This window comes from Moraxella sp. HMSC061H09, from assembly GCF_001809255.1.
Lineage (GTDB): Bacteria > Pseudomonadota > Gammaproteobacteria > Pseudomonadales > Moraxellaceae > Moraxella > Moraxella catarrhalis.
In genome coordinates, this window is the sequence record NZ_KV796860.1 from 24,628 (window position 1) to 49,415 (window position 24,788).

Annotated in this window: 27 protein-coding genes; 12 read left to right on the forward strand and 15 right to left on the reverse strand. The window is 42.1% G+C overall.

What is annotated here, in order from left to right; all coding sequences use genetic code 11:
* Positions 1-306: 306 nt before the first annotated feature.
* From HMPREF2573_RS08410 to HMPREF2573_RS08425, 5 genes are all read left to right on the forward strand, one after another.
* Positions 307-1,134: a M48 family metallopeptidase gene (locus tag HMPREF2573_RS08410; RefSeq protein WP_003657364.1), complete on the forward strand. Its 828-nt coding sequence runs from the start codon at positions 307-309 to the stop codon at positions 1,132-1,134.
* A 32-nt stretch (positions 1,135-1,166) separates the two neighbouring features.
* Positions 1,167-1,487 carry a BolA family protein gene (locus HMPREF2573_RS08415; RefSeq protein ID WP_003657361.1) on the forward strand — a complete coding sequence of 107 codons (321 nt, stop codon included), beginning with the start codon at positions 1,167-1,169 and terminating at the stop codon, positions 1,485-1,487.
* Positions 1,488-1,705: 218 nt separating this feature from the next.
* The gene (locus HMPREF2573_RS09240; RefSeq protein ID WP_126670952.1) at positions 1,706-1,924 is read left to right on the forward strand and encodes a hypothetical protein; all 219 of its coding nucleotides are present in this window, start codon (positions 1,706-1,708) and stop codon (positions 1,922-1,924) included.
* A gap of 3 nt (positions 1,925-1,927) precedes the next feature.
* Positions 1,928-3,637, forward strand: coding sequence for a SulP family inorganic anion transporter (locus HMPREF2573_RS08420; protein WP_070473185.1), 1,710 nt, complete (start codon positions 1,928-1,930; stop codon positions 3,635-3,637).
* 138 nt (positions 3,638-3,775) lie between these two features.
* The gene (locus HMPREF2573_RS08425) at positions 3,776-4,102 is read left to right on the forward strand and encodes a protein tyrosine phosphatase family protein (RefSeq protein ID WP_003660492.1); all 327 of its coding nucleotides are present in this window, start codon (positions 3,776-3,778) and stop codon (positions 4,100-4,102) included.
* 48 nt (positions 4,103-4,150) lie between these two features.
* Here the strand turns inward: HMPREF2573_RS08425 and HMPREF2573_RS08430 are convergent, their stop codons facing one another.
* Positions 4,151-4,879, reverse strand: a complete 729-nt coding sequence (locus tag HMPREF2573_RS08430; protein ID WP_003669899.1) for an RluA family pseudouridine synthase — start codon at positions 4,877-4,879, stop codon at positions 4,151-4,153.
* A gap of 197 nt (positions 4,880-5,076) precedes the next feature.
* On the opposite strand from HMPREF2573_RS08430, the gene trxA reads away from it, so the two are divergent.
* The 4 genes from trxA to HMPREF2573_RS08450 all read left to right on the forward strand — a co-directional run bounded on the left by trxA (position 5,077) and on the right by HMPREF2573_RS08450 (position 8,163).
* Entirely contained in the window at positions 5,077-5,397 is a 321-nt protein-coding gene (gene trxA, locus HMPREF2573_RS08435; RefSeq protein ID WP_003657354.1) for a thioredoxin, read from the forward strand.
* Positions 5,398-5,630: 233 nt separating this feature from the next.
* Complete coding sequence (gene rho / locus HMPREF2573_RS08440) at positions 5,631-6,899, forward strand: transcription termination factor Rho (protein WP_003657353.1); 1,269 nt, start codon at positions 5,631-5,633, stop codon at positions 6,897-6,899.
* 366 nt (positions 6,900-7,265) lie between these two features.
* Positions 7,266-7,580, forward strand: a complete 315-nt coding sequence (locus HMPREF2573_RS08445) for a hypothetical protein (RefSeq protein ID WP_070473188.1) — start codon at positions 7,266-7,268, stop codon at positions 7,578-7,580.
* A 169-nt stretch (positions 7,581-7,749) separates the two neighbouring features.
* Positions 7,750-8,163 carry an Ohr family peroxiredoxin gene (locus tag HMPREF2573_RS08450; RefSeq protein WP_003657351.1) on the forward strand — a complete coding sequence of 138 codons (414 nt, stop codon included), beginning with the start codon at positions 7,750-7,752 and terminating at the stop codon, positions 8,161-8,163.
* Positions 8,164-8,339: 176 nt separating this feature from the next.
* Here HMPREF2573_RS08450 and HMPREF2573_RS08455 read toward each other — a convergent pair whose 3' ends face one another.
* From HMPREF2573_RS08455 to HMPREF2573_RS08495, 9 genes are all read right to left on the reverse strand, one after another.
* On the reverse strand, positions 8,340-9,866 hold the full coding sequence (locus HMPREF2573_RS08455; RefSeq protein ID WP_003657350.1) for a fumarate hydratase: 1,527 nt from the start codon (positions 9,864-9,866) through the stop codon (positions 8,340-8,342).
* Positions 9,867-10,054: 188 nt separating this feature from the next.
* Positions 10,055-11,152 carry a histidinol-phosphate transaminase gene (hisC, locus tag HMPREF2573_RS08460; protein ID WP_003660488.1) on the reverse strand — a complete coding sequence of 366 codons (1,098 nt, stop codon included), beginning with the start codon at positions 11,150-11,152 and terminating at the stop codon, positions 10,055-10,057.
* Between the two features lie 88 nt (positions 11,153-11,240).
* Positions 11,241-12,548 carry a histidinol dehydrogenase gene (gene hisD / locus HMPREF2573_RS08465; RefSeq protein WP_003657348.1) on the reverse strand — a complete coding sequence of 436 codons (1,308 nt, stop codon included), beginning with the start codon at positions 12,546-12,548 and terminating at the stop codon, positions 11,241-11,243.
* 198 nt (positions 12,549-12,746) lie between these two features.
* Positions 12,747-13,403: an ATP phosphoribosyltransferase gene (gene hisG / locus HMPREF2573_RS08470; RefSeq protein WP_003657345.1), complete on the reverse strand. Its 657-nt coding sequence runs from the start codon at positions 13,401-13,403 to the stop codon at positions 12,747-12,749.
* Between the two features lie 78 nt (positions 13,404-13,481).
* Complete coding sequence (murA, locus tag HMPREF2573_RS08475) at positions 13,482-14,744, reverse strand: UDP-N-acetylglucosamine 1-carboxyvinyltransferase (protein WP_003657344.1); 1,263 nt, start codon at positions 14,742-14,744, stop codon at positions 13,482-13,484.
* A 15-nt stretch (positions 14,745-14,759) separates the two neighbouring features.
* Entirely contained in the window at positions 14,760-15,002 is a 243-nt protein-coding gene (locus HMPREF2573_RS08480) for a BolA family protein (protein WP_003657343.1), read from the reverse strand.
* A gap of 133 nt (positions 15,003-15,135) precedes the next feature.
* Positions 15,136-15,897, reverse strand: coding sequence for a BON domain-containing protein (locus HMPREF2573_RS08485; protein WP_003657342.1), 762 nt, complete (start codon positions 15,895-15,897; stop codon positions 15,136-15,138).
* Between the two features lie 84 nt (positions 15,898-15,981).
* On the reverse strand, positions 15,982-16,395 hold the full coding sequence (locus HMPREF2573_RS08490; RefSeq protein ID WP_070473191.1) for a YraN family protein: 414 nt from the start codon (positions 16,393-16,395) through the stop codon (positions 15,982-15,984).
* Positions 16,395-16,889 (reverse strand): RDD family protein, encoded by a 495-nt coding sequence (locus tag HMPREF2573_RS08495; RefSeq protein ID WP_003661520.1) that lies wholly within the window; start codon positions 16,887-16,889, stop codon positions 16,395-16,397. The genes HMPREF2573_RS08490 and HMPREF2573_RS08495 overlap by 1 nt, the downstream gene beginning before the upstream one ends.
* A 174-nt stretch (positions 16,890-17,063) precedes the next feature.
* Here HMPREF2573_RS08495 and rlmH point away from each other — a divergent pair, with 174 nt between their 5' ends.
* Positions 17,064-17,546 carry a 23S rRNA (pseudouridine(1915)-N(3))-methyltransferase RlmH gene (gene rlmH, locus HMPREF2573_RS08500; RefSeq protein WP_003661523.1) on the forward strand — a complete coding sequence of 161 codons (483 nt, stop codon included), beginning with the start codon at positions 17,064-17,066 and terminating at the stop codon, positions 17,544-17,546.
* 120 nt (positions 17,547-17,666) lie between these two features.
* Here the strand turns inward: rlmH and pnp are convergent, their stop codons facing one another.
* From pnp to HMPREF2573_RS08525, 5 genes are all read right to left on the reverse strand, one after another.
* Complete coding sequence (pnp, locus tag HMPREF2573_RS08505) at positions 17,667-19,754, reverse strand: polyribonucleotide nucleotidyltransferase (RefSeq protein ID WP_003660475.1); 2,088 nt, start codon at positions 19,752-19,754, stop codon at positions 17,667-17,669.
* 212 nt (positions 19,755-19,966) lie between these two features.
* The gene (rpsO, locus tag HMPREF2573_RS08510; RefSeq protein WP_036331213.1) at positions 19,967-20,236 is read right to left on the reverse strand and encodes a 30S ribosomal protein S15; all 270 of its coding nucleotides are present in this window, start codon (positions 20,234-20,236) and stop codon (positions 19,967-19,969) included.
* A 209-nt stretch (positions 20,237-20,445) separates the two neighbouring features.
* Positions 20,446-21,099, reverse strand: a complete 654-nt coding sequence (locus HMPREF2573_RS08515) for an opacity family porin (protein ID WP_070473194.1) — start codon at positions 21,097-21,099, stop codon at positions 20,446-20,448.
* Positions 21,100-21,210: 111 nt separating this feature from the next.
* Entirely contained in the window at positions 21,211-22,143 is a 933-nt protein-coding gene (gene truB / locus HMPREF2573_RS08520) for a tRNA pseudouridine(55) synthase TruB (protein WP_070473259.1), read from the reverse strand.
* A complete protein-coding gene (locus HMPREF2573_RS08525; RefSeq protein ID WP_003657318.1) occupies positions 22,143-22,568 on the reverse strand; it encodes a ribosome-binding factor A in 426 nt (141 codons plus the stop codon). Before HMPREF2573_RS08525 ends, truB begins: the two co-directional genes overlap by 1 nt.
* Before the next feature lie 592 nt (positions 22,569-23,160).
* Between HMPREF2573_RS08525 and HMPREF2573_RS08530 the strand changes: the two genes are divergently transcribed.
* Complete coding sequence (locus HMPREF2573_RS08530) at positions 23,161-24,009, forward strand: DUF2382 domain-containing protein (RefSeq protein WP_083297501.1); 849 nt, start codon at positions 23,161-23,163, stop codon at positions 24,007-24,009.
* 179 nt (positions 24,010-24,188) lie between these two features.
* Positions 24,189-24,695, forward strand: a complete 507-nt coding sequence (locus HMPREF2573_RS08535; protein ID WP_003657315.1) for a YsnF/AvaK domain-containing protein — start codon at positions 24,189-24,191, stop codon at positions 24,693-24,695.
* Positions 24,696-24,788: the final 93 nt, after the last annotated feature.

Here is a 24,788-nt window from a genome sequence, read left to right on the forward strand (position 1 = left end):
AAAGCTAAGGAGATTTATCACATAAGTTATGCGTATTGTAAAAATCGTGCATGACGATTTAATGACTGATAGATGACGGTTATATGAAAATTATATGACAATTTGATGACAAGGCTTTTGGCGGGTAGGTCAGGCGAGCTTTAAATAAAATGGCTTTTTAAAAATAGCTACTTAAATAGTGGTTCTATAAACGATGATGATTTGTGAATTTTTTATTGAGATGGCTAGGCTTATGGATGGCTTTGGTTTATAATCACAATAAGCATGACAATTTTAAGGCATTAAAGTCATTACAGCAGGGTAAATATGCAAAATTTTATCAAAAAAAATATTTTGGCAGTGACTTTGGCAGCGGCTACGACCACAACCATAGTTGGCTGTGCTAGCACAACCAGTACAGGCGTGGTAGGTGCTGACCGAAAACAGCTATTGTTAATTTCAAGTCAAGAAATCATGCAGCTATCTCATCAAGCCTATTTACAAACCATCAATGAAGCACGCACCAAAGGTCGGCTTGATAACAATACCGCTCAAGTTCGACGCCTTCACCGCATCGCCAATCGTCTGATTCCACAAACGGCCGTTTTGCGCCCAGATGCGACCCGTTGGGATTGGAAAGTACACGCCATCACCGACAATCAAATCAATGCTTATGTCATGCCGAGCGGTAAAATTGTCTTTTATACTGGCATTATTGAGCGTCTTAGATTAACTGATGCTGAAATTGCAGCTGTCATGGGACATGAAATGGCACATGCTTTGCGTGAACATTCACGAGAAAAAGCCAGTCGTCATATTGCTACCCAAGGTGTGCTTAGTATTGCCGTGAATGCCCTTGGATTGTCAGGTGGGCAAGCACAATTGGTTGGCTTGGCAGGTCGGCTTGGATTGGATTTACCGCACTCACGCACCCAAGAAGCAGAAGCTGATAAAATTGGCATTGAGCTGATGGCTCGTGCAGGCTATGACCCAAATGCTGCGATCACTTTGTGGCAAAAAATGCAGTCAGCTGGCGGTAATGGCGTGCCACAGTTTTTAAGCACACACCCAAGCTCCACCAATCGCATTGCCAATTTAAAAGCCTTAGTCCCAACAGTGATGCCGCTATATCAGACATCACAAAACATTCATTAACCCAATTAAACAGCTTAAATTAAGTCATTATCATGAATAATCAAACAGCAAAGGCATTAACTGCAGCACTACAAGCACTCAGCCCAAGTATACTATCATTGCAAAATGAAAGCCATATGCACGCTGGCTATTTTGAAGGCAAAGAAAGCCACTTTAAGCTTGTGATCGTCAGCGACGCTTTTGAAAAACAGCGTCTGGCAGCTCGCCATCAGACAGTCTATGCCTTGGCTCAGCCTTTTTTAACTGTCAACGGCGGTATGGTGCATGCCCTTGCTATTCACGCTTATACGCCTAGCGAATGGGTGCAGCTTGAGCAAACGCCCAACAGCCCCTTGTGTGCTTCTCGTCGCTAAGCCAGCATTGACGCCCAATGGTTTATGGTCAAATAAAAACTTAAAATGACCTTCATTGGGGTTTTGTGATGAAAAAATTCATCATCACAGTAGCGTCTATGGTGGTGTTATCAGGCTGTGCCACCACGGCCAATATCACACCACAGTATGTCAATCCCAATATTTATCACAGCTATGACTACACTTAGCTTCATTCAGAGAGTATACCGCACACCACTTTGATTAAAAAAGCTCAAAATGCACAAATTGGCTTATCTGCTTCTGACATGAGTATCGGCGTGACAAGCGGTCGCCACGGTATCTATCCAAAGATTAGCTGGAAGATAGACGCCAACAGCCGAGCGTACATTGCCAAAAAGCAGATGCTATCTTACTTATACGGTGAGCATGCTAGACACTGTATATTTATCCAAGGTATCAAGATTTACGGAGAATAACCGATGAGCATACAAGGTCTACTGCCTCGTTGGATTTTACAGCTCATTCAGCACCCACGCACTGCTTTATCGGACATTCCAACTGGACTGATGATGGCAGTGCTGGTTATCCCCCAAAGTTTAGGCTACGCAACCTTAGCAGGATTACCACCCATCATGGGTCTGTATGCTGCCATTACCCCTGTGATTGTCTATGCATGGATAGGTGCCAGTAGTGTCTCCTCCATCGGTCCTGTGGCAATTACTGCCATCATGACTGCATCGGCACTGTCTGGCTACGCTACAGGCAGCTTACAATATATTTCACTTGCCATTGTTCTTGCCTTTATGGTAGGCGGGATTTTATTGATTGCTGGACTGATTCGTTTGGGCTGGATTATGCAGTTTGTCAGTCGTGGTGTCGCCTCAGGATTTATCAGTGGGGCAGCGGTATTAATTATTTTTAGTCAACTCAAGCACATCATTGGCATACCTCTAAATACCGACAGCTTAATCAACTTATTTTTAAGTATTTACACCAGCACTCAGCCCATCCATTTGCCGACAGCGTTACTTGGGATTGGTGCCACCTTGTTATTTATTATCAGCCGTTATGGTGAATCGATAATTTGGGGCTGGCTACCCACTCAGTGGCGTGGGTTTGGCAATCGCTTTTTTGTCATTTTAATTGTTGCCATCTCTATTTGGCTGAGCCATCATATCGGATTTGAGCAAATGCAGATCAGATTGCTACAACCTTTGCCCACAGGATTGCCAAAGATTACCTTACCCAATTTTTCTGCAACCACTTTACTAGATTTATTACCCTCGGCACTCTTGATCGCACTAATCGCTTTTATCTCATCAAGTACGATTTCTGCACAGCAGGCACGGATACGAGGTGAGTCATACGATGCCAACAAGGAACTTGGTGGCTTGGGCTTAGCGAATATCACCAGCGGCCTCTTTGGTGGTTTTGCGGTCTCAGGGGGCATTTCACGCACCAGCCTAAACCTATCTGTGGGTGCCAAAACACCATTGGCATCCATCATTTGTGCTTTGGGTGTATTGCTGATTTTGCTTGTTTTCGGGCAATATTTGACAGGCCTGCCCTACGCTATCTTAGCAGCAGTCATCATCAGCTCTGTCATCTCAATGATTGATACCAAAACCTTGATCAATGCATGGCAGCTGGATAAATCCGATGCCATCTGTTTTGGCATTACTTTTTTCACCTCAATTCTTTTCGGTTTAAATAGCGGTTTGGTTGTCGGGCTTTTGGCAAGTTTTGCAATGATGATTTATCGGACACACCAAGTACACATTGCGATCGTGGGGCGTGTTGGCGACAGCGAGCATTTTCGCAATATTGAGCGGCATACAGCAACTACTTTTGATGGGCTGTTACTTTTACGCATCGATGAAAGCCTGTATTTTGGTAATGCTCAGTCTGTTCATGCCAATTTAATGCGATTGTCTGATGATACCAACATTCATGATATTGTGCTGATTATGACTGCGGTCAATCATATCGATTTATCCGCCCAAGAGATGCTATGTGCCTTTAATCAAAGCTGTATCAAGCGAGGTCAGCACCTACATTTGGCCGAGGTGAAGGGCCCTATGATGGATATTTTAAAGACCAGTCCTGTGATTGAAAATCTGTCAGGGTGCATTTTTTTAAGTGCCAATCAAGCCGTACAAAGTCTAACCAAGCCTAGCACAGATCTTTAAATACCGCTGCGGTCTTATTTTATGTTTAAAATTACACTGACAACCATGTCATACCGTCATAAGCTTATGCCAAATCAAAATTGCAAGTTATCTTGCCATTGGGTATCATAAATTAAAACACATATTAAGGATTTACCCATGCATAGTCAAATCACCCTTTACAAACAAATCCATCCCAAGCAGTGTGATGGGCTTGCCAAATTGGGCTTTAAAAGCCTGATCAATCTGCGTTTTGATGATGAGATTAAAGGACAACCCAAAGGGTATGACATCGCTCAAAGTGCTAAAAACGCTGGACTTAGCTATCACACTCTGCCCATTGGTATTGATGACATTCATCTTGCACAAGCCCAAGCATTCGCCGATCTGATTAACCACGCACCAAAACCTGTGATGGTATTTTGTGGCACAGGCTCACGCGCCAAGCGTCTGTATCAATGTGCCGTCGTTTCTGGGCTAATCTGATGGATTTGGTGCATGATCTTTGGGTCATCAGCCAATAAATACACCGCCCTAAAATGGCACTGGACTGACCCAATCCATCCAAATGCCGTGCGTTGGGTGCTTTAAGCGAAGCTTGTGTGCATGCAAATTCAACCGATTTGACAGTTTGAGTGCCACATCTTCAGCATAAATGGGATCACCAATCATCACATGGCCCAAATGCACCATATGCACCCTAAGCTGATGGCTACGCCCTGTGATGGGTTTGAGTGCCACTCGAGTCACAGGATATGCCCTACCATTGTCATCACAGCGTAATTCATGATGCATCACCTCATAATGAGTCAACGCCCGTTTATTCCAATCCATATCAACAATATGGCGTGGCTTAGTGGTTGGTTCATAGCGTACAGGTACATCGACGACACCCTTTTTATCATCTATCATCAGTGTTCCAAACACAACCGCTTGATATTCTTTTTGGGGAATACGGTCAATGAACTGCTTACTAATGTGCGTTTGAGCCTCACTGGATTTGGCAAAAATAATCAGCCCTGAAGTGTCCATATCCAATCGATGGATCAGCCTAATATTTGGATTGATACGCAAAAGTCGTGACTGCAAACTGACCTTTAGCATGCGTCCATCAACACTCAAGAGTCCAGCTGGTTTATCCAGCACCCAAATGTCCTCATCTTCATAAATGGTAATTGATTTGGCAAATTCATGAAAAAATAGGTCATCATGCGAAAGCTCTAGTGCATTCATACGCAAAATATCAGCATCAGTTAAGGTCATCTTTTATTTGCTCAATCAGTAAATTTAATAAATTCAATTGCCATGCCCAAGGCTTGGGGTAAAAAGGCTGTTATTATATCATGACTTGACATTTAAGCTGACATCTTGAATTTTTTTACAAGAAACCACATAATACTTAATCATGGCAATTGCCATTTATTCACTGTAAAACTGTTAAATTAAAAAGGAAGCAAATTATGTCAATTATTAACGCTACTGATGCAAGCTTTGATACCGATGTTGTAAATTCTGATGGCTTGGTTTTGGTTGATTTTTGGGCTGCGTGGTGTGGTCCATGTAAAGCCATCGCTCCTGTGCTAGAAGAGCTGGCTGAAGATTATCAAGGTCGTGTCAAGATTGTCAAAGTTGATGTTGATGCCAACCCACAATCTGCAGCTCGTTTTGGTATTCGCAGCATCCCGACCTTATTTGTTTTTAAAAATGGTGAGCGGGTAGAAACTGTGGTTGGTGGTCGTCCAAAATCTGAGTTTGCCGCTTTGCTTGACAAGCATTTATAATAAATCAACTTATCTTAAGACCTGATTTGATCCACGGTTCAAATCAGGTTTATTTTTGCATAAAATGTTTGATAATTTACCCGAAGTTCACCCTAACTCTTGACAAATGCTTGATTTACGCTTAATATGGACGCACCTGCAATCGATTTCTTGAGATTGCATTTTTCTTTTTCTATACCTTGCAAAACCATCACTGCCTATTTTGGGTGTATCATCACACATCTTACCTATCTATGAACTTAACTGAATTAAAAAGTAAATCCGTTGGCGAGCTGCTTGCTATTGCTGAGCATATGGGTTTGGATAATATGGCTCGCAGTCGTAAACAAGACATTATTTTCGCCATTTTAAAGACACATGCTAGAAATGGTGAAGCAATTTATGGCAATGGCGTGCTTGAGATTTTACCTGATGGATTTGGTTTTTTACGCTCAAGTGAAGGTTCATACTTGGCAGGACCAGACGATATTTATGTCAGCCCAAGCCAAATACGCAGATTTAATTTGCAAACAGGCGACTCCATCGCAGGGCAGATCCGCCCGCCTAAAGACTCAGAAAGATATTTTGCTCTCTTAAAGGTGAGTGAAATTAACTTTGATACGCCTGATCGTAGTCGCCACAAGCTGATTTTTGAAAATCTTACCCCACTTTTCCCCACCCAGCAACTGGTACTTGAAGCAGGCAATGGCACGACCGAGGACTTAACAGGCCGCATTATTGATTTGATTGCACCCATTGGTAAAGGTCAACGCTCTATCATCGTTGCACCGCCCAAAGCTGGTAAAACGGTACTACTACAGACCATCGCCCAAGCCATCACCAAAAATCATCCTGAATGCTACTTGATCGTTCTGCTCATTGATGAACGCCCCGAGGAAGTCACCGAGATGCAACGCACCGTTTGGGGAGAAGTTGTTGCCTCTACTTTTGATGAACCACCACAACGCCATATCCAAGTCGCCGAAATGGTTATCGAAAAAGCCAAGCGCTTGGTTGAGCATAAGCAAGATGTGGTGATCTTACTTGATTCTATCACTCGCTTGGCGCGTGCTTATAATACTGTCATCCCATCAAGTGGCAAAGTGCTGACAGGTGGGGTGGATGCTCATGCACTTGAGCGTCCCAAGCGGTTTTTTGGAGCGGCACGAAATGTCGAAGAAGGCGGCAGCTTGACCATCATTTCAACCGCTTTGATTGACACAGGTTCAAAGATGGACAGTGTCATTTTTGAGGAATTCAAAGGCACGGGCAACCAAGAGATTACCTTGGAGCGTGAGCTTGCTGAACGGCGTATTTTCCCTGCCATCAATATCAAAAAATCCAGTACACGCCGAGAAGAACGCTTGCTAGATGAAGACACGCTACGCCGAGTTTGGATACTTCGTAAGCTCATGCAACCCATGGAAGACGCCCAAGCAACTGAGTTTTTACTTGAACGCCTAAAAGACTCAAAAACCAATGATGAATTTTTTGAGCAAATGGTCAAAAAATCTCAAAACTAAAATTATCGCTTTGGTTTAGGTATGCCCATACCCTAACTTATTTTTATTTTCATCACTGAATTGCCATTTTAAAAAATATGTGTTAGAATTTTTCAACACCAAAGTCTAACGGCAATTTATTGCCACTTACTTAAGGTGGCAAAAGTAAAGAAAAACAATATTTTGTTACATTTTTATTAAGCTAATAACAAAATTTTCTTTTTATCTTTGCTAAGTTGTTGTATACTGATACATATATGTGTCAACCTATGGATAGATGATTGATATGTTTAATCTGATATTTAGATTTAAACAATGCTCAATTAATTATCCATAGGTATTTTTCTGTCAAATATTTATTGAATATTTACCTCATTGGAGTTTATCATGCAAATCAAACTAATCGCATCTGCACTAATCGCTACTCTAGCACTAACTGCTTGCTCAAAACCACAAGAACAAGCTGAAGCAGCAGCTGACGCAACTGTTGCTGCCAACGAAGCATCTGCTGCTATGACTGGTGATGCAGCTGAAGCTGCGGCTGAAGCAGCAGCTGACGCAACTGCTGCTGCTATGACTGGGGATGCTATGACTGGTGATGCTGCTGCCACTGAAGCTGCTCACGCTGCTGCTGACCAAGCTCAAGCTAATGCTGAAGCTGCTCAAGCTGCTGCAACTGAAGCAACCGAACAAGCCAAATAATCATAAAACAGTTTTAACTGTTCCAAGTTATTTGCTGACACAAAAGAAGAATCCATTTTGGGTTCTTCTTTTTTTGTCTTGTATTGGTGGGCATGATAAAGTATTTTGCTTGACTTCATATGATGATTTGCTACAATCAAAGAAACACAACAACAACTGGGAGTCAATGATGAGTCAAATCTATCAAACAACCGCCAGCGTCAGTGGTGCAAGAACTGGCACTGCCACTCTTTTGGATGATGATAAAAGTTACAACATGGTTGCCCCTGGTACAAATCAAGCGGGCAATAACCCAGAGCAATTTTTTGCAATGGGATATGCTGCATGTTTTGATGGTGCTTTAGCGCTTGTCAAAAAATCAGCTGACAAATCATTTGATAGCAGAACCGAGGTAACCATTGAGCTTAACAAAGAAGGTGATTCCAACTTCTTTTTCACTGGTGCTATTCATGTTGTTGCCAGTAATGGCGATATCACCGAAGATGAGCTGTTATCATTGGTTGAAAAAACGCATACCGTTTGCCCCTACTCAAAAGCAGTTCAGGGCAATATTGACATGAAGCTGAGTGCTTCGGTAGAGTAATCGCAATTTAGCCATTTAAGCATTTATTTATGCCGCCCAAATCGTTCAGTTGCTTTGGGCGGTTTTATTTTCTGTTATTTTATTTTAATTTAAAAATATTAAATTTAATTAAGTTTAAATAAAATTACCCTAAGATAACCTAGGGTAATATGGCAAATGCACTTGCTAAGAATTGGTTAAGCTTCTACTACTGGGATTTTACCAATTTTAGCCTGCCAAATCTTTGGTGCTGTTGCATGTACCGAACTGCCGCTACTATCCACTGCCACAGTCACTGGCATATCACAAACCTCAAATTCATAAATCGCCTCCATACCAAGCTCAGGGAATGCCACAACTTTGGCATTTTTAATCGCCTTAGAAACCAAATAGGCCGAGCCACCCACTGCCATCAAATAGACCGCCTTATTATCAGCAATCGCTTGACAAGCTGCCTCACCACGCTCTGATTTACCAATCATACCCAATAAACCCGTTTGCTCCAGCATTTGACGGGTGAACTTATCCATGCGTGTTGCTGTTGTTGGGCCTGCAGGACCAACCACCTCATCACCCACAGGATCAACAGGACCAACATAGTAGATAATTTTATTGGTGAAATCAACTGGCAGCGTTTCACCATTATTGAGCATATCTGTCATGCGCTTGTGTGCAGCATCTCGGCCTGTGTAAATCTTACCACTCAGTAAAAGCACATCACCTGTTTGCCAATTGGCTATCTCTTCTTTGGTCAATGTATCGACATTGATACGCTTACCATTTTCAGGATTATAAGTCACATCTGGATACACATCCAAGCTTGGTGGCATAAGCTCAACGGGACCTGAACCATCAAGCTCAAATTCCACATGGCGAGTTGCTGCACAGTTTGGAATCATTGCCACAGGTTTTGAAGCGGCATGTGTTGGGTAATCTAAAATCTTGACATCCAATACCGTTGTCAATCCACCCAAACCTTGTGCACCAATACCCAACGCATTGACTTTATCATAAATTTCCAAGCGTAACGCTTCTGTCGTAGACAGCTGGGCACCAGAGTCGGCTTTTTGCTTAAGTTTATGAATATCGATATGGCTCATCAAAGATTCTTTGGCAAGCAGTGCTGCTTTTTCTGGTGTGCCACCAATACCAATACCCAAAATACCAGGTGGACACCAGCCTGCACCCATTGTGGGGATAGTTTTTAGTACCCAATCAACAATATCATCTGATGGATTTAGCATGGCAAGCTTTGATTTATTTTCAGAACCACCACCTTTGGCCGCACAAGTCACTTCCACTTTATCACCTGCCACAATCTGCATATGGATGACCGCTGGGGTATTATCTTTGGTATTTTGGCGTTTGCCTGCTGGGTCAGTCAATACCGAAGCGCGCAGGGTATTATCAGCATGATTATAAGCACGGCGAACTCCCTCATTAACCATATCTTCAACGCTCATGGTCGCATCCCAAGTGACATTCATCCCAACTTTTAAAAATACAGTTGCAATACCCGTATCTTGGCAAATGGGACGATGTCCTTCGGCACACATACGACTATTAACCAAAATTTGGGTCATGGCATCCTTGGCAGCAGGGTTTTCTTCACGCGCCAAAGCCTCAACCAAAGCTTCAATATAATCTGTCGGGTGATAGTAACTAATGTACTGAAATGCATCGGCGATACTTTGAATGAAATCATCTTGTTTAATGATGGTCATGGTTATTTTCCTTTTGGCTAATTTGTGTAAAACACAAACGGCTGGCTTTGCTTAAGTCATCTTAAGCTGATTTTAATAATCACACATTTGGTCAATGATGATATGCAAATATCAATCAGTTAAATCAGTGATTTTAGAGCGTGCCTACCATTTCATATGGTTGGTACAATAAATGATTAACTGGTGATTTAATCCATTTTTGCCAAAATCTGCGTCAATACATCAATCAATCGCTGATTTTGTGCTTGCGTACCCACACTAATACGCAAATAATCCTTGATGCGTGGCTGATTAAAATGACGCACAATCACACCTTCTTGGCGTAGTGCCTGACTTAAATCAGCTGCTTGATGGTTTGGCAAAGTTGCAAATACAAAATTTGCCGCTGAAGGCAATACGATAAAGCCAAGCGTCTGCAAGTCTTGGGTGAGTGCTTTGCGAAGCTTGATGACCTGAGTGCGTTTATCTTCAAAATATGCCACATCTTCAACACTGGCTTTGGCACCTGCTTGAGCCAAGCGGTCAAGTGGATAAGAATTAAAACTATTTTTCATTGCCATCAATGCGGCAATTAAATTTGGATTGGCAAAAGCCATGCCCACACGCAAACCTGCCAAGGCACGAGATTTTGAAAAAGTTTGGGTAATCACCAAATTATCAAACTGGCGAATCAGTCTCACCGCAGATGCCTGCTTGACATCATCAGCATAATCAATATATGCCTCATCAATGACAACAACCGCATCAGGGTGCATGGCAATCAGCTTTTTGATATCTTCGATGGGCAGCAACCGCCCTGTTGGTGCGTTGGGATTTGCCAAGATAATACCATCACACGACTGATGATACTCTTTTATATCAATGCTAAAATCGTCCTTAAGTGGGATACTTTGGGTTGTGACACCAAAGGTATCAGCATAAACAGGATAAAAGCTGTAGCTAATATCAGGCATCAATAATGGACGCTGTTTCATAAAAAAACATGCAAATACCAATGCCAATACTTCATCCGACCCATTACCAACAAACACCTCATCTAACCCAAGCCCATGATAATCTGCTAAAGTTTGGCGGAGTTCGTCTGACTCAGGTTCAGGATAAAGCCGCAATGCACAAGCCTCATCAGCAAGCACTGCCTGCATTGCCATCACTGCTTTTGGGCTTGGTGGATAGGGATTTTCGTTGGTATTTAGTTTAACCAAATTATCATGCTTGGGCTGCTCGCCAGGTACATAAGGGCTAAGGTTTTTTGCCTTAGTACTCCACAAACGGTTGTCAATACTCATGATTATCCGACACTTTTATTAAGATGTTAACTATGATGTGCTTATCTGCTGCAGAGATTTTGATTGTGCCAAATGATTCAAATCAATATCAATCATGATGACGATAGCGTGCCGATAAGGCATGAGCATCCAAGTTTTCTTGTACTGCCAAAATATCTGCTGTTTTTGCCAAAGGTTTGGCACCATTTGGTGTACAATAGATAAGCGAGGTTTTTTTGGTAAAATCATAGACCCCAAGTGGCGAGCTAAACCGTGCCGTGCCTGATGTTGGCAAGACATGGTTAGAACCTGCACAGTAATCGCCGATAGCTTCTGGCGTATGCCTTCCTAGAAAGACTGCTCCTGCATGGCGTACATATTGCTCCACTTCTTCAGGGTTATTCAGTGACAGCTCCAAATGCTCAGGGGCGACTTGATTGATGATGTTAATCCCTTCAGCTCGGTTTTTGACCAAAATCAACGCTCCACGACTGGCAAGAGCCTGCTTTGCGATATCCGCTTTTGGTAGTTCTGCCAACGCATGATCAATGGCATCTTTGACCGCATCTAACTGGCTTGGGCAAGTGGTAACAAAAATCGCCTGTGCTACAGTGTCATGCTCCGCCTGGGATAACAGATCCATAGCAAGCCAGTCAGCATTATCATCAGGTTCACCTTCGGCATAGACCAGCACTTCAGATGGCCCTGCAATCATATCAATGCCCACTTGTCCAAATACTGCACGCTTGGCAGCAGCAACATATTTATTGCCCGGTCCTGTAATTTTATCTACTTTGGCAATACTGTCTGTACCATATGCCAATGCTGCCACTGCCTGAGCCCCACCAATTGTAATGACGCTATCCACACCCGACAGATGTGCTGCCGCCAGTACCAAAGGATTTAGCTCGCCATTCGGTGCAGGAACAACCATCGTGATATGCCCAACGCCTGCGACTTTGGCAGGTATGGCATTCATCAAAACGCTAGACGGATAACTTGCCAATCCCCCCGGCACATAAATACCCACACGGTCAAGGGGTATGACTTTTTGTCCCAAACTATTGCCCAAATGATCGGTAAAGCGAAAACCCGCCTCGACTTGATGCTGATGAAACTCAAAAATCCGCTTAGCAGCGTATTGTAAGGCATGTTTGACATCATCAGCCAAACCGTCAAATGCCGCTTTTAATTGATCAGCACTGACAAACAGCTCATGCATACTCTTGGCTGGGTGCTTATCAAATTCTTGAGTGAGTTTAAGCACTGCGTCATCACCATCTTCTCGTACTGCGGCGATAATATCATTCACAGTAGCAATCAGCGTACTATCAGTTACCGTTTCAAAGGCAAGCAAATCTTTTAATTGGCTGGCAAAGTTATCATCTTGACTTTTTAGAATTTTTAAAGTTGGCATGGATACTCTTTTAATAAATACAAATTCAATACAAGTTTTATCATGATTAAATCTTGGTTACTTGATGAAATCAGCAAAGTTTGACTTTAGATAAGGCGAGATTATCAGCAAAATATGATATGGCTTTGCTCAAGATATATTTTACCCAACATGCTATCAGGAACAAGCGTATCATAAACAAAAAAGATGACACGACCTTTAAGCACCCTGCTCCAAGACAGCTTTTTCCAAAATTTGTAAAATTGGCTCAATCTGTACCAATTTACGCTTATAGCTGACAGGATTGACAATCAGGCGTGATGACACTTGGCAGATGGTTTCCAAAGGCTCTAAACCATTGGCACGCAAGGTATTTCCCGTATCTACGACATCCACAATCAAATCACCAAGCCCCACCAAAGGAGCAAGCTCCATAGAGCCATACAGCTTGATGATGTCTACTTGTTCACCACGAGACGCAAAATAGTTGCGTGCTACATTGGTGTATTTGGTGGCGATACGCAAGCGGCGATTAGGCAGTACTGCACCTTTGACACCTGCAGTCATCAGACGACATTTGGCGATGCCCAAGTCCAGCAGCTCATAAATCTGTGCATCATATTCGATCAAAACATCTTTACCCGCCACGCCAATATCTGCCGCCCCATGCTCTACATATGTCGGCACATCAGAAGCTCGCAAAATCAACAAACGAACATTGGGATGTGTGGTCGGAAAAATAAGCTTTCGAGACTGGTTAATATTTTCTAGCGGTACAATCCCTGCCTTAGCAAATAAAGGCAAGGTTTCGTCCAAAATTCGCCCTTTTGATAGAGCAATGGTTAAGCCTGAAAAATTTTCTGTCATGGTTATCATGAGTTACTACTGCCACAATTTAGATGGTAAAAGGTCAGAATTTTATTTGTTCAAAATGGCGTTAAAGTCTTGATAACTTTAGCCTTTGATACGCTCAATATTAACACCCAACCCACGCAGTTTATTTTCAACATCATCATAGCCACGGTCTATATGGTAAATGCGATCAATAACACTTTCACCTTCGGCACACGCCGCCGCCATCACAAGCGACATGGATGCTCGTAAATCGGTTGCCATAACGGGCGCTGGCATAAATTTTTCAACACCTTTAACAATGGCAGTATGACCATCGATGCGGATATTTGCCCCCATACGCTGAAGCTCTGGCACATGCATGAAACGATTTTCAAAGATATTTTCAATAATCGTGCTTGTACCTTCTGCCAAACAGCACACCGCCATCAACTGTGCCTGCATATCGGTTGGAAATCCTGGATGTACTTGAGTACGAATATCAACAGCTTTTGGACGCGTGGTCATCACTGCACGAATCCAGTCATCCCCTGTGGTAATGGTCGCACCCATGGCTTCAAATTTTTTGAGTACAGGATGTAAAAACTCTGCCGATGTATTGAGCACTAAGACATCACCACGGCTCATGAGTGCGCCTGCCAAATAAGAGCCTGTTTCGATACGATCTGCGATCACGCTGTATTCACAGCCATGCAAGCTCTCAACGCCCTCAATAACCATTGTTGTTGTGCCGATACCGCTGATTTTGGCACCCATGGCAACCAACATATTTGCCAAATCTACCACCTCAGGTTCAGTCGCACAGTTTTCTAAGCGTGTGGTACCCAAAGCAAGCGTTGCCGCCATGATGATATTTTCGGTACCACCGACCGTCACCATATCAAAGCTAAAATCACAGCCTATCAAGCGACCGCCTGCTGGTGCACGAGCTTTAACATAGCCATTTTCAACTTCGATAGTTGCACCCATGGCTTCTAGTGCCTTTAGGTGCTGATCCACAGGTCGTGAGCCAATAGAGCAGCCACCTGGTAAACTGACTTCCGCTTCACCAAAGCGTGCAAGCAATGGACCTAGCACCAAAATCGATGCACGCATCGTACGCACCAACTCATAAGGTGCATAATAATTTGTCACAACACTTGCATCTGCTGTGACCGTATTACCTTCTTTATAAATTTTTACGCCAGTACCTGCAATCAGTTCAATCAAAGTGGCTGTATCTTTTAGTGTCGGCACATTATGAAGCACCGTTTCACCATTGGGTAGTAGCATTGCTGCCAACAGTGGCAGAGCAGCATTTTTTGAACCTGAAATGGTGACCTCACCAATGATACGACTTGCCCCTATAATTTTAAACTTATCCATAACTTATCCCTAAGCTTAAGCTTTTTTGGCAGTATATTCTGCAGGCGTAAGCGCATGAATCGTCAAAGCGTGCATTGCACCGTTTTGGATATATTGATTAACAAGTGTATAAACCATCTGCTGACGCGCTACCAAACGCTTGCCCTCAAAGGCATCATCAACAATCAACAATTCAAATTTATTACCTTCATTCACCGCATCAATGTGGGCATCGGCAAAATGTGGGCGAAGTAGCTCAATTAAAGCTTGTGCATTCATAGGTTTTCTCATTGCCATAGGGCGGTTAATCCACCCAAAATAATTACATTATTATATCAAATCTGGCAACATTTATCATCAAATGCTGCCAAATATGCCACCAAATTACCATGATAGATGATGGTACAAATCGCTATTGAGAGATCTCAAATACAGGTGCTGTATTGGCTGGGGCTACATTACTGGCATTGGGTGTATAAATTTCTTGCAATATATAGCCACTATCTTCTTGCGTATCAGGCTTTGCCACCATGGCATCATAGCCATCATCGTTGGTATACGCCTGTGTATTCACTTCATGATTGGTATAACTTTCTAACTCCTGAACACTCACCAAAGTCGTCAAAGTTACCGCAGCCTCCATACCGGGTGTCGCTTGAATGGCTTCTAAGATATAACCTTGCTGCTCGGATGTCAAATAGCCCAGCACATAAGCGGTACGGTCACGAACAACAACCTTATATTGTGATGATTTAAGATGGCGGTTGGTTAGTAAGCGGGTATTGATTTTTGAGCGTAAATAATTTTCATGCAAAGTATGGCTTTGGCTTTTGGGTGTCTCAACGACAGTCAAATAATTAAAGACTTTTTCGACATCTCTCATCGAGTCAATCGTACGCCCAACTTCAATCTTAATCTGTTCACTGGGTACTTCGCCAGTCAATAAAACTTCTCGGCGAAAACTGGCAATATCAATACGCACTGTATTTGGACTGACACCCGGAATGGTTGCAAGATTACGGCGTGCGGTAAGCTCAATACTACTATCACTGATACGCTCAGGAATGGTGCGACCCATCGCATCAGCGCCGACACTTTGTGTGCCATTGCTGACACATGCTGTCAAACCAATCATTGCCATGCTCGTCAAAACGATTAATAATTTTTTCATCATGCTATGTTTCCATATTACTGGGATATATCTTATAGTAAAGCTACGGATTGCTTGATTGATTTTAATTCACGACCATTGAGCCAATCAAAACGCATTTTTTATCCATTCATGTTCAATCAATCCATCAACCAAATCAAAAGCCATGACATCAAAACGGTATGCATCATCAATATATTTGGGATAATTGATTAAAAATCGTTCTGCTGTTCGGTAGATTTTTGCCTGCTTTTTTGAGGTAACACTCTCAAGCGCTGTACCATACACAGAACTTGTTCGGCTACGCACTTCAACAAATACCGTACAAAATCTTGGCTGCACCAAACGGTGCGATTGCTCCAAAGGCTGTCTGGCGATAATATCAATCTCACCAACAAATGGGGTGGTAAAGTTGGTTAAAATAATTTCATAGCCTGCTTGTTTTAGCTTATCTACCGCCAACTGCTCAAACACATCGCCCTGCTTGCGTTTGATGGTTTTATTGTTTAACTGGCGACCCATCAGCGAATGCGTTTTACCACAACAGTTTTGGCAATTTTATCATGCCAGCCTTGTTTTTTCTTATCAAAACCAACCCAAATAAGTCCCAAACAAAGAATCACGGATGAAATCAGATAACTAAAATATCGCAATAATGCCCTTGGCACACTGATAAATTGCCCTGTTTTGGCATCACGGACTTGCAGCCCAAAGAGCATTTTACCTGGTGTTGCACCTTTTTTTACCCAAAACCAAACAACCGCCGCCGCCATCACTAAGTTTAGGATAGCATCCCCAGCACTATAAAGGATGGCATCCCCAACACTATAAAACGGTATTTGGTCAGCAGGCATGGCCATCATTTGCTGATAATTATAAAACCAATACGGTGCAATTATAATCATAATAATTAAATTATCGACAAGACATGCCACAAATCGTATCCAAAATCCTGCATATTCAAATTCAGAATCATCGTACTGAGGACTGTGCGACACTGCTGTATTTGTTACCATTGTTTACTCCTGTATTTTTATGGTCTAAGTCTATTGCTTAAGCTGCTTGATAAATTTGCTGGTAAATTGCTTAGAATAACAAAATTTTGTCATTTTCGCCATCAGTTATGTTATTTTGCGATGAAATTTTGGCAAATTTTAAGTAAAATGGTATCAAAACCATAGGAAGCTTTGATGAAATTACGAATTTTAAGTATTGGGCACAAAATGCCAAATTGGGTACAACAAGGCTTTGAAGAATACCTCAAACGCATTCAGCCCATGATTAGTGTTGAGATGGTGGAACTACCTCCCGCCAAACGCAGCAAAACCCCCTCACCTGCCGAGATTGATAAATATAAAGCCATCGAAGCGACGACAATTTTAAATGCCAAACATCCAAAAGAGCGATTATGGCTGCTTGAAGTTAAGGGTAAAATGCTGTCTACTGAGCATTTGAGTGATAAGCTGAGTGTGGCGATGCAAGATGGTGCAGATATTGCCTTGGTGATTGGTGGTGCTGATGGCGTTTCGCCTGAGATATTGCAAGCAGCAGATTTTAAATGGTCATTATCGGAGCTGACTTTGCCGCATCCGTTGGTACGTATCATTGTCATAGAGCAGTTGTATCGTGCGATGAGTCTGATTAATCATCACCCCTATCATCGTGGTGGGTAGAATGATTGGTTGTTCAAGTGATTTAGATTACTCAAGCTTAGGTGCTTGCCATATTTAACCAAAATCATTAAAAAACCGCTCAAAAGAGCGGTTTTTAAAGCCATATGATACTAAGGTTATTTATTCAACACCTTTCATGGTTAATTTAATACGACCACGATTATCAATGTCTTGAACTTGAACCTTGACAGTTTGACCTTCTTTTAGATAATCACTCACATTCTCCACACGCTCATCAGAGATTTGGCTGATGTGTACCAGACCATCTGTGCCTGGTAAAATGGTAACAAACGCCCCAAAATCAACAATACGAGCAACCGTACCTTCATACACTGTACCCACTTCAACCTCGGCGGTAATCGCCTCAATTTGAGTAATGGCGGCACGGGTTGATGCTTTATCTGTACCAAAAATACGAATTGTGCCGTTATCATCAATATCAATGGTTGCACCTGTATCCTCAGTCAGCTGACGAATGGTCGCCCCACCCTTACCAATCACATCACGGATTTTTTCAGGGTTGATAGTGATGGTGGCATAATTTGGTGCATGAGCGTTAATCTCAGTACGAGAGGTTGCGATGACCTCATTCATGGCATTTAGGATATGGATACGACCTGCGTGTGCTTGTTTTAGGGCTTGTTCCATAATATCGGCGGTAATGCCTTCAATCTTAATGTCCATTTGTAGAGCTGTGATACCATTTACCGAACCTGCAACTTTAAAGTCCATATCGCCCAAATGGTCTTCATCACCCAAAATGTCCGACAGCACAGCAAAACGCTCACCTTCTTTGACCAGTCCCATGGCGATGCCTGCAACAGGGGCTTTTAGCGGCACGCCTGCATCCATCAAAGATAACGACGCACCGCAGACAGACGCCATAGATGATGAACCATTTGACTCGGTGATTTCAGAGACCACACGAATGGTGTATGGGAAGCGTTCAGCGGCAGGTAACATCGCCTGAACACCACGGCGTGCCAAGCGACCATGTCCAATTTCACGGCGTTTTGGTGCACCTTCACGACCTGTCTCACCCACTGAATAATGTGGGAAATTATAGTGTAGCATAAAGTGATCTTGCTTTGTGCCTGCCAGCGTATCCACAAGGTTCACATCCCGTGTTGTACCCAAAGTGGTTACAACCAACGCTTGAGTTTCGCCACGAGTAAACAGTGCCGAGCCGTGTGTATAAGGCAAGACGCCCACTTGAATATCCAAGGCACGCACAGTCTCCAAATCACGCCCATCAATACGAGGCTTGCCTGATAAGATATTATCACGCACGGTACGATATTTTAGGGTTTCAAATAGCTCTTTAATTTGGGCGACTTTATCGGCATAGTCATCACTTGTCTCATCGCCTGCCAGTACCAAAGCTTCTGCGGCAAGCTCATCTAAGCGTGCGTAGCGGTCTTGTTTGACGGTAATCGTGTAGGCTTCACTAACTTTAGCGGTGAACTGCTCTTTTAGCTGAGTATTTAGCTCTTCATTGATGGCAGGGGCGACAAATTCTTGCTTGGCATTGCCTACCGCTTGGGCGAATGTATTGATATTATCAATCACCACCTGCTGCTGACCATGCCCATAAAGCACCGCCCCCAGCATTTGGTCTTCTGATAGCTCTTTAGCTTCAGATTCAACCATCAGTACCGCTGATTTGGTGCCTGCCACGACCAAATCCAAATCACTTTGCTTCATCTCAGCCAAAGTTGGGTTGAGTACATACTCGCCATTGATAAAACCAACACGAGCAGCACCGATAGGACCATTAAATGGTGCTGGTGAAATTGCTAACGCTGCTGATGCACCAATCATCGCTGCAATGTCAGCATCTTGGGTTTTATCTGATGAAATGACTGTTGCTGTTACCTGAATTTCGTTAAAGTAGCCCTCTGGAAATAGCGGACGGATTGGGCGATCAATCAAGCGAGAAGTCAGCGTCTCAAACTCTGACGCACGACCTTCACGCTTGCCATAACCGCCTGGGATTTTGCCCGAAGCATACATTTTTTCTTGATAATTCACCGTCAAAGGAAAAAAGTTTTGACCAGCAATGGCTTCAGGACGCACGACCACAGCAACCAAGACTGAAACGCCGCCCATATGCACAAGCACACTATTGGCTTGGCGAGCGATACGACCTGTTTCTAAAACAACTTGTTGGTTGCCATATTGAAATTCTTGACGAATGGGATTAAACATAAATTGATCCTTTTATATAATAGGCATTGATTGGCATAATCTAAAGCCCTAAGGCATAACATCGTTTCATGTCATGCCTTAGAGTTCTAAATTCATGCTCAATGCAATTGATGATTTAAATAACAAACAAATAATTAATAAAAAACGGCACGCAAAAGCACGCCGTTTTCGGTATCGTATACAGGTTAAAAACCCAATGCCACAAGGACAAATTAACGGCGTAGACCCAATGAACCGATTAAGTCAGTATAGCGGTTCAAATCTTTACCTTTTAGGTAGTCCAATAGCTTACGGCGTTGGTTAACCATGCGGATAAGACCACGGCGACTGTGGTGGTCGGCTTTGTGTGCTTTGAAATGGTCTTGTAAGTCATTAATGCGAGCGGTCAATAAAGCCACTTGCACCTCTGGGCTACCAGTATCATTCTCGCCACGCTGATATTTTGCAATTACCGCTTCACGATCTTTATTCGTTAACATCATTCATTCCTTACTAAGCAATGCAAATAAATTCAGGCAAGCATCGCATTGCTAAAGCTTACCTACGCCATTTGGCATCTAAAAATAAATTATAACAGTTTTTTAAACCGCTGTCAGCTGTTTTGCTGATTTTTATCACTTTTTACAAAAAGCCATCGATATATCGTACCGATGGGTTTTTTAGCAAGCTTAAAATCAGCAGTTTGCTAATTTTAAAAGTTATGGCGAAGACCTACTTTCGCACCATATTGATGAGCCTTAAGCTTGCTGTCTGTATCCAATTTATCATACTTACCCAGATAATTATACTCAACGCCAGCATCAACGCTAAGCTGTGGGTTGATGGCATATTGCGCCCCAGCCAGCACACCAAAGCCAACCTTGTTTTCTTGTTTTTGACTGTGGGTAGTTCTTGATTGGGCAGCAGCCGTTGTTGTCACTGTCGAAACAGTGCTTTTTATTTGGTTAATGCCCACACGAGCACCTGCATACGGCGTAAAACCTGACACTGTATCAAAATCATAAATGGCTGAAAGACCCAAAGACTGTGCCTTAAGCTCGCCTGAAGAGGTGATACTCGTGTTCGTGTTCGTTTGTGGTTGATAAGTGTAAGAAGAATTAATCTTACCATAATTTGTATAATCTAAGGCATAGCGAGCCAAGTCGGTATCTTTACCAAAGCTGATACCATAGCCCAAACCTTTATCTTCAAATTTATTGTCGTTGGGTCGATTGTCGTTATATTTTGCTTCTAGATTTGAATAACCAAGATCGGCTTGAACATAATAACCGTTATTAACCAAAACATTGGCTGCAGCGGCAGTTGAAAGACCTGCCAAGACTGTTGCTAAAATTAATTTTTTCATCATATACTCACATGAATTGTTATATCGGCTTATACTGATGATAAGCTCAACCATTTTACACTAAAATCATCCAAACCGTCAAGGTCAAGTACTGCTTGAAAGGCTGATCAGTTATGCGACCAATTTTTTAGGCTGTAATCTTCCGCTTTTAGATACCTCTGCCAGCCCAATAAATATATCTTGGGCATACAGTCGCACAAGCAACACATCATCAAACTCAAGCAAGCTATCTAGACGGTCTTTGACATTTAATCGTTGCCCCATTTTAATGCGTGCCGCCTCATCCGTTGTCAGTCTCAACATGGGCAAATGACCAAGCATCGCATCTGTGGGCAAAAGTCTGCCCAAGCGTTCATCCAAAGATGAATTCGCCAACTCACCAAGGCTTATCGCATCTGCCACATCAAATCCACCTGTACAGGTTCGGTGTAAGGCAATCAAATGCCCCACACAGTCCAAATGCTCTGCCACACTTTCACCCAGCACACGCACATAAGTCCCCTTTGAGCAAGAGACAATCAGTTTAATTGTGGTATTATCCAGTTTTGTGAGTGTCAAATTATGTATGATAATGGGTCTGGCATCACGCTCGACCACCTCGCCTAATCGTGCATATTCATACAATTTTTTACCATCTTTTTTTAAGGCGGAATACATAGGCGGTACTTGCATTTGTTTGCCTATTAAAGCATTGGCAATCCCATTAAGTGTTTGCTGATTAAAGCTTGGTACATCGGTGCGTTGTATCACCTGACCATATCTATCAGCAGTATCTGTTTTCACGCCTAAGCTTAACAGTGCGACATAACTTTTATCTGCATTAAGCCCATACTGTGCAAATTTGGTTGCCTCACCAAAACATATCGGTAAAAGCCCTGTTGCCATAGGGTCAAGCGTGCCTGTATGACCTGCTTTTTTAGAATCATACAACTCGGATTGATATAAATACTTAGCTTTTGCCAAAGCACTGTGTGAGCTGATATCAGCAGGTTTATCTAATAATAAAATGCCTGAAATCACCACTTTTTTGGTCGGCCGATTCATCATGATTTATCATCATCCAACTGATGCTCTTCATCCAGATAGTTTTTTTCACTTTCTTGGGTTTTTTGCATGGCTTGACCAACCAAGCTCATCATACGATTACCATGGGCGGTCACCTCATCGTAATGAAATCTTAAGCGTGGCGTGGTGCGTGTTTTCATGGTGCGTGCCAGCTCAGTTCGCAAAAATCCAGCAGCGGTATTAAGTACTTTTAAGCTTTGAGCATGTGCCTCACTGTTCATGCCACCATCTTGACTTGGCTCCAAAATCGTCACATAAACATCAGCATAGCCCAAATCAGGGCTAACCTTCACACTAGAAATGGTCACAAACCCCGTCAAGCGTGGGTCATTAATCTCATCTCGAATTAAAATGGCTAAAGTACGCTGAATTTGGTCAGCAAGTCGCTGTAATCGTTGATTCATAAGTCCTCTAAATAGATATACGATTAATAAAATGTTATTAAAATTCACCTCAGTATGATGGTGGTAGTATAGCCCATTTTTTTAATAAAACCAATGAATGACATTTTTGCCGATTGATCTTATTGTCTGCTTTTGCATTTGGTCATCTTACTCATTCAACATACTCGTTAAAAGTAGCACCGATTTTTACATAAAAGGCATGATAAAACGATAAATTCCATCAATCAGCTTGCCCATAGTCACCGATAATCAACATAATTTTCAAAAAATTATTAAATTTACTTAAAGTTACATTGGGTTACTTTGGTTTATAAATAGTTAATTGAATCATAATAATTTTTGACAAAAAACGCTTAGTACAAAATTTTAAATTCTTTATACTAAAAGTATCGCTAGACATCAAGAAGTAGCCAACAGATAAAAACAGATAAAAGAAAAGATAAATCATTTTATCGTTTTGATGATATTAGGTTACCTCGATAGTTTAAATTTGTATCTGAAGTTTAAGCGGTATATAAATTTAAGCGGTATATAAAAAGATTAGAAATCCTGATTGATCTATCAATCAGATCAACAAAACAAAGGGAGAAGTATGGTGAGTAAGTTAGTACGATTGTATGACATTGAAGCTACCAACCGTGAAGCATTGGGAAATGACTATTATAACCCAATTGGCAAAACTGCTTATGGCATCGGTCAAGAAAAACTTGGTAAAGTACAAGATGTATTGGTCGAGGTAGACACAGGTAAGATTCGCTACCTAGTGGTTGATGCTGGTGGTTGGTTCTTCTCAAAAGAGGTTTTGGTTCCAGCAGGCTTGTCTTGCATTGTTGGCGATGAGGTATATTTTGACAGTCTGACCAAAGAGCAAGTAGAAGCAATGGAAGGCTATGATCAAAATTATAGCTATACCTATGAAGAACAATATAACAAAGACCGTGAATTTTATGCAGCAGAGACACTGCCTGCAGAAAGCCGTCTTGAGTTAGATGAAAGCCATTATCATGCTCCAAATACGCTAGAATTGTTAGAAGAACGCTTAACAGTCAATAAAGACCATATCGTAGCAGGCATTGTTAGCCTTGGTAAGTATGTGGTTACCGAAGAACGCCGTATGGAAGTGGATTTAGAAGAAGAGCATGCTCACATTGAGCGTACCGCTGTAGATCGCCCAACAGATCGCCGTATTAATGATTCGGGTGCAGACACCATCAGCGTTGAGCTAGAAGCTGAGCGAGCCAATGTTACCAAACAAACTTATGTCACCGAAGAGGTCACCTTAGGCAAAACTTCAGAAACTCGTACAGAAACCATTTTAGAAACCATTCAGCGTGAAGAGCTTAATGTGGATGATTTAGGCAATGTGGTTGATAAAAATGGCAATGTGGTCAACTATGAAGGCATTACCGCTGATGAAGTACGCCGTGCTCGTGGTCTATAATCTGACCTAACCTAAACTTTGACTTGAATGAGTAAATCGCATCAGTCAAGCATCCAAAAAGTCAGGGCAATGCTCTGGCTTTTTTTAAATTTAATCAATACTGAAAAGCTGGGTTTGATTAATCCAAACCAAATCTCAAAGAAATTTTTAAAGACCTAAAATTTTAAGGAAATAAGACAATGAAAACACCGCATACAATTGATGATACTCAAACCTTAGAGCTTTTGGAAGAAAGGGCCGAAGTTCAAAAACAGCGTGTTAATACAGGTAAGGTGATTTTATCCAAAAAGATACACACACGCACCGTTAATATTCCCATCACCTTAACTGAAGAACATCTTGTCATCACCTATCAACAAGATGATGCCTCTTTGGCAACTCATGAACAGTTGTCAAATGATGATGACTTGGTTAATATTATTGACAACACAAAAGCCACACACGCCAAAATTACCATCAACGGTCAGGTGTGTTCATTAACACCAGATACACCAATTGAGATGTTGTTGTATTGTGAGACTGCGACGGTCACAAAAACAGCTCACGCCATTGAAGATATTCACCTAAACACCCAAACCATTCAGCGTGAGCATGTTTTTACCACCAAGCTACAAAAAGAAGTGCTGGATATACAAGAAGGTGAAAATTTAGTGATTCAAAATGATGACTTAGATTATGCCAAATGATTCATTTGGTAGATTTATCAGATAAAAGTTTGTTTCACTCATACAACGGCATATCATATCAATTAAAAAAGATTGGTGTATCAACACCAATCT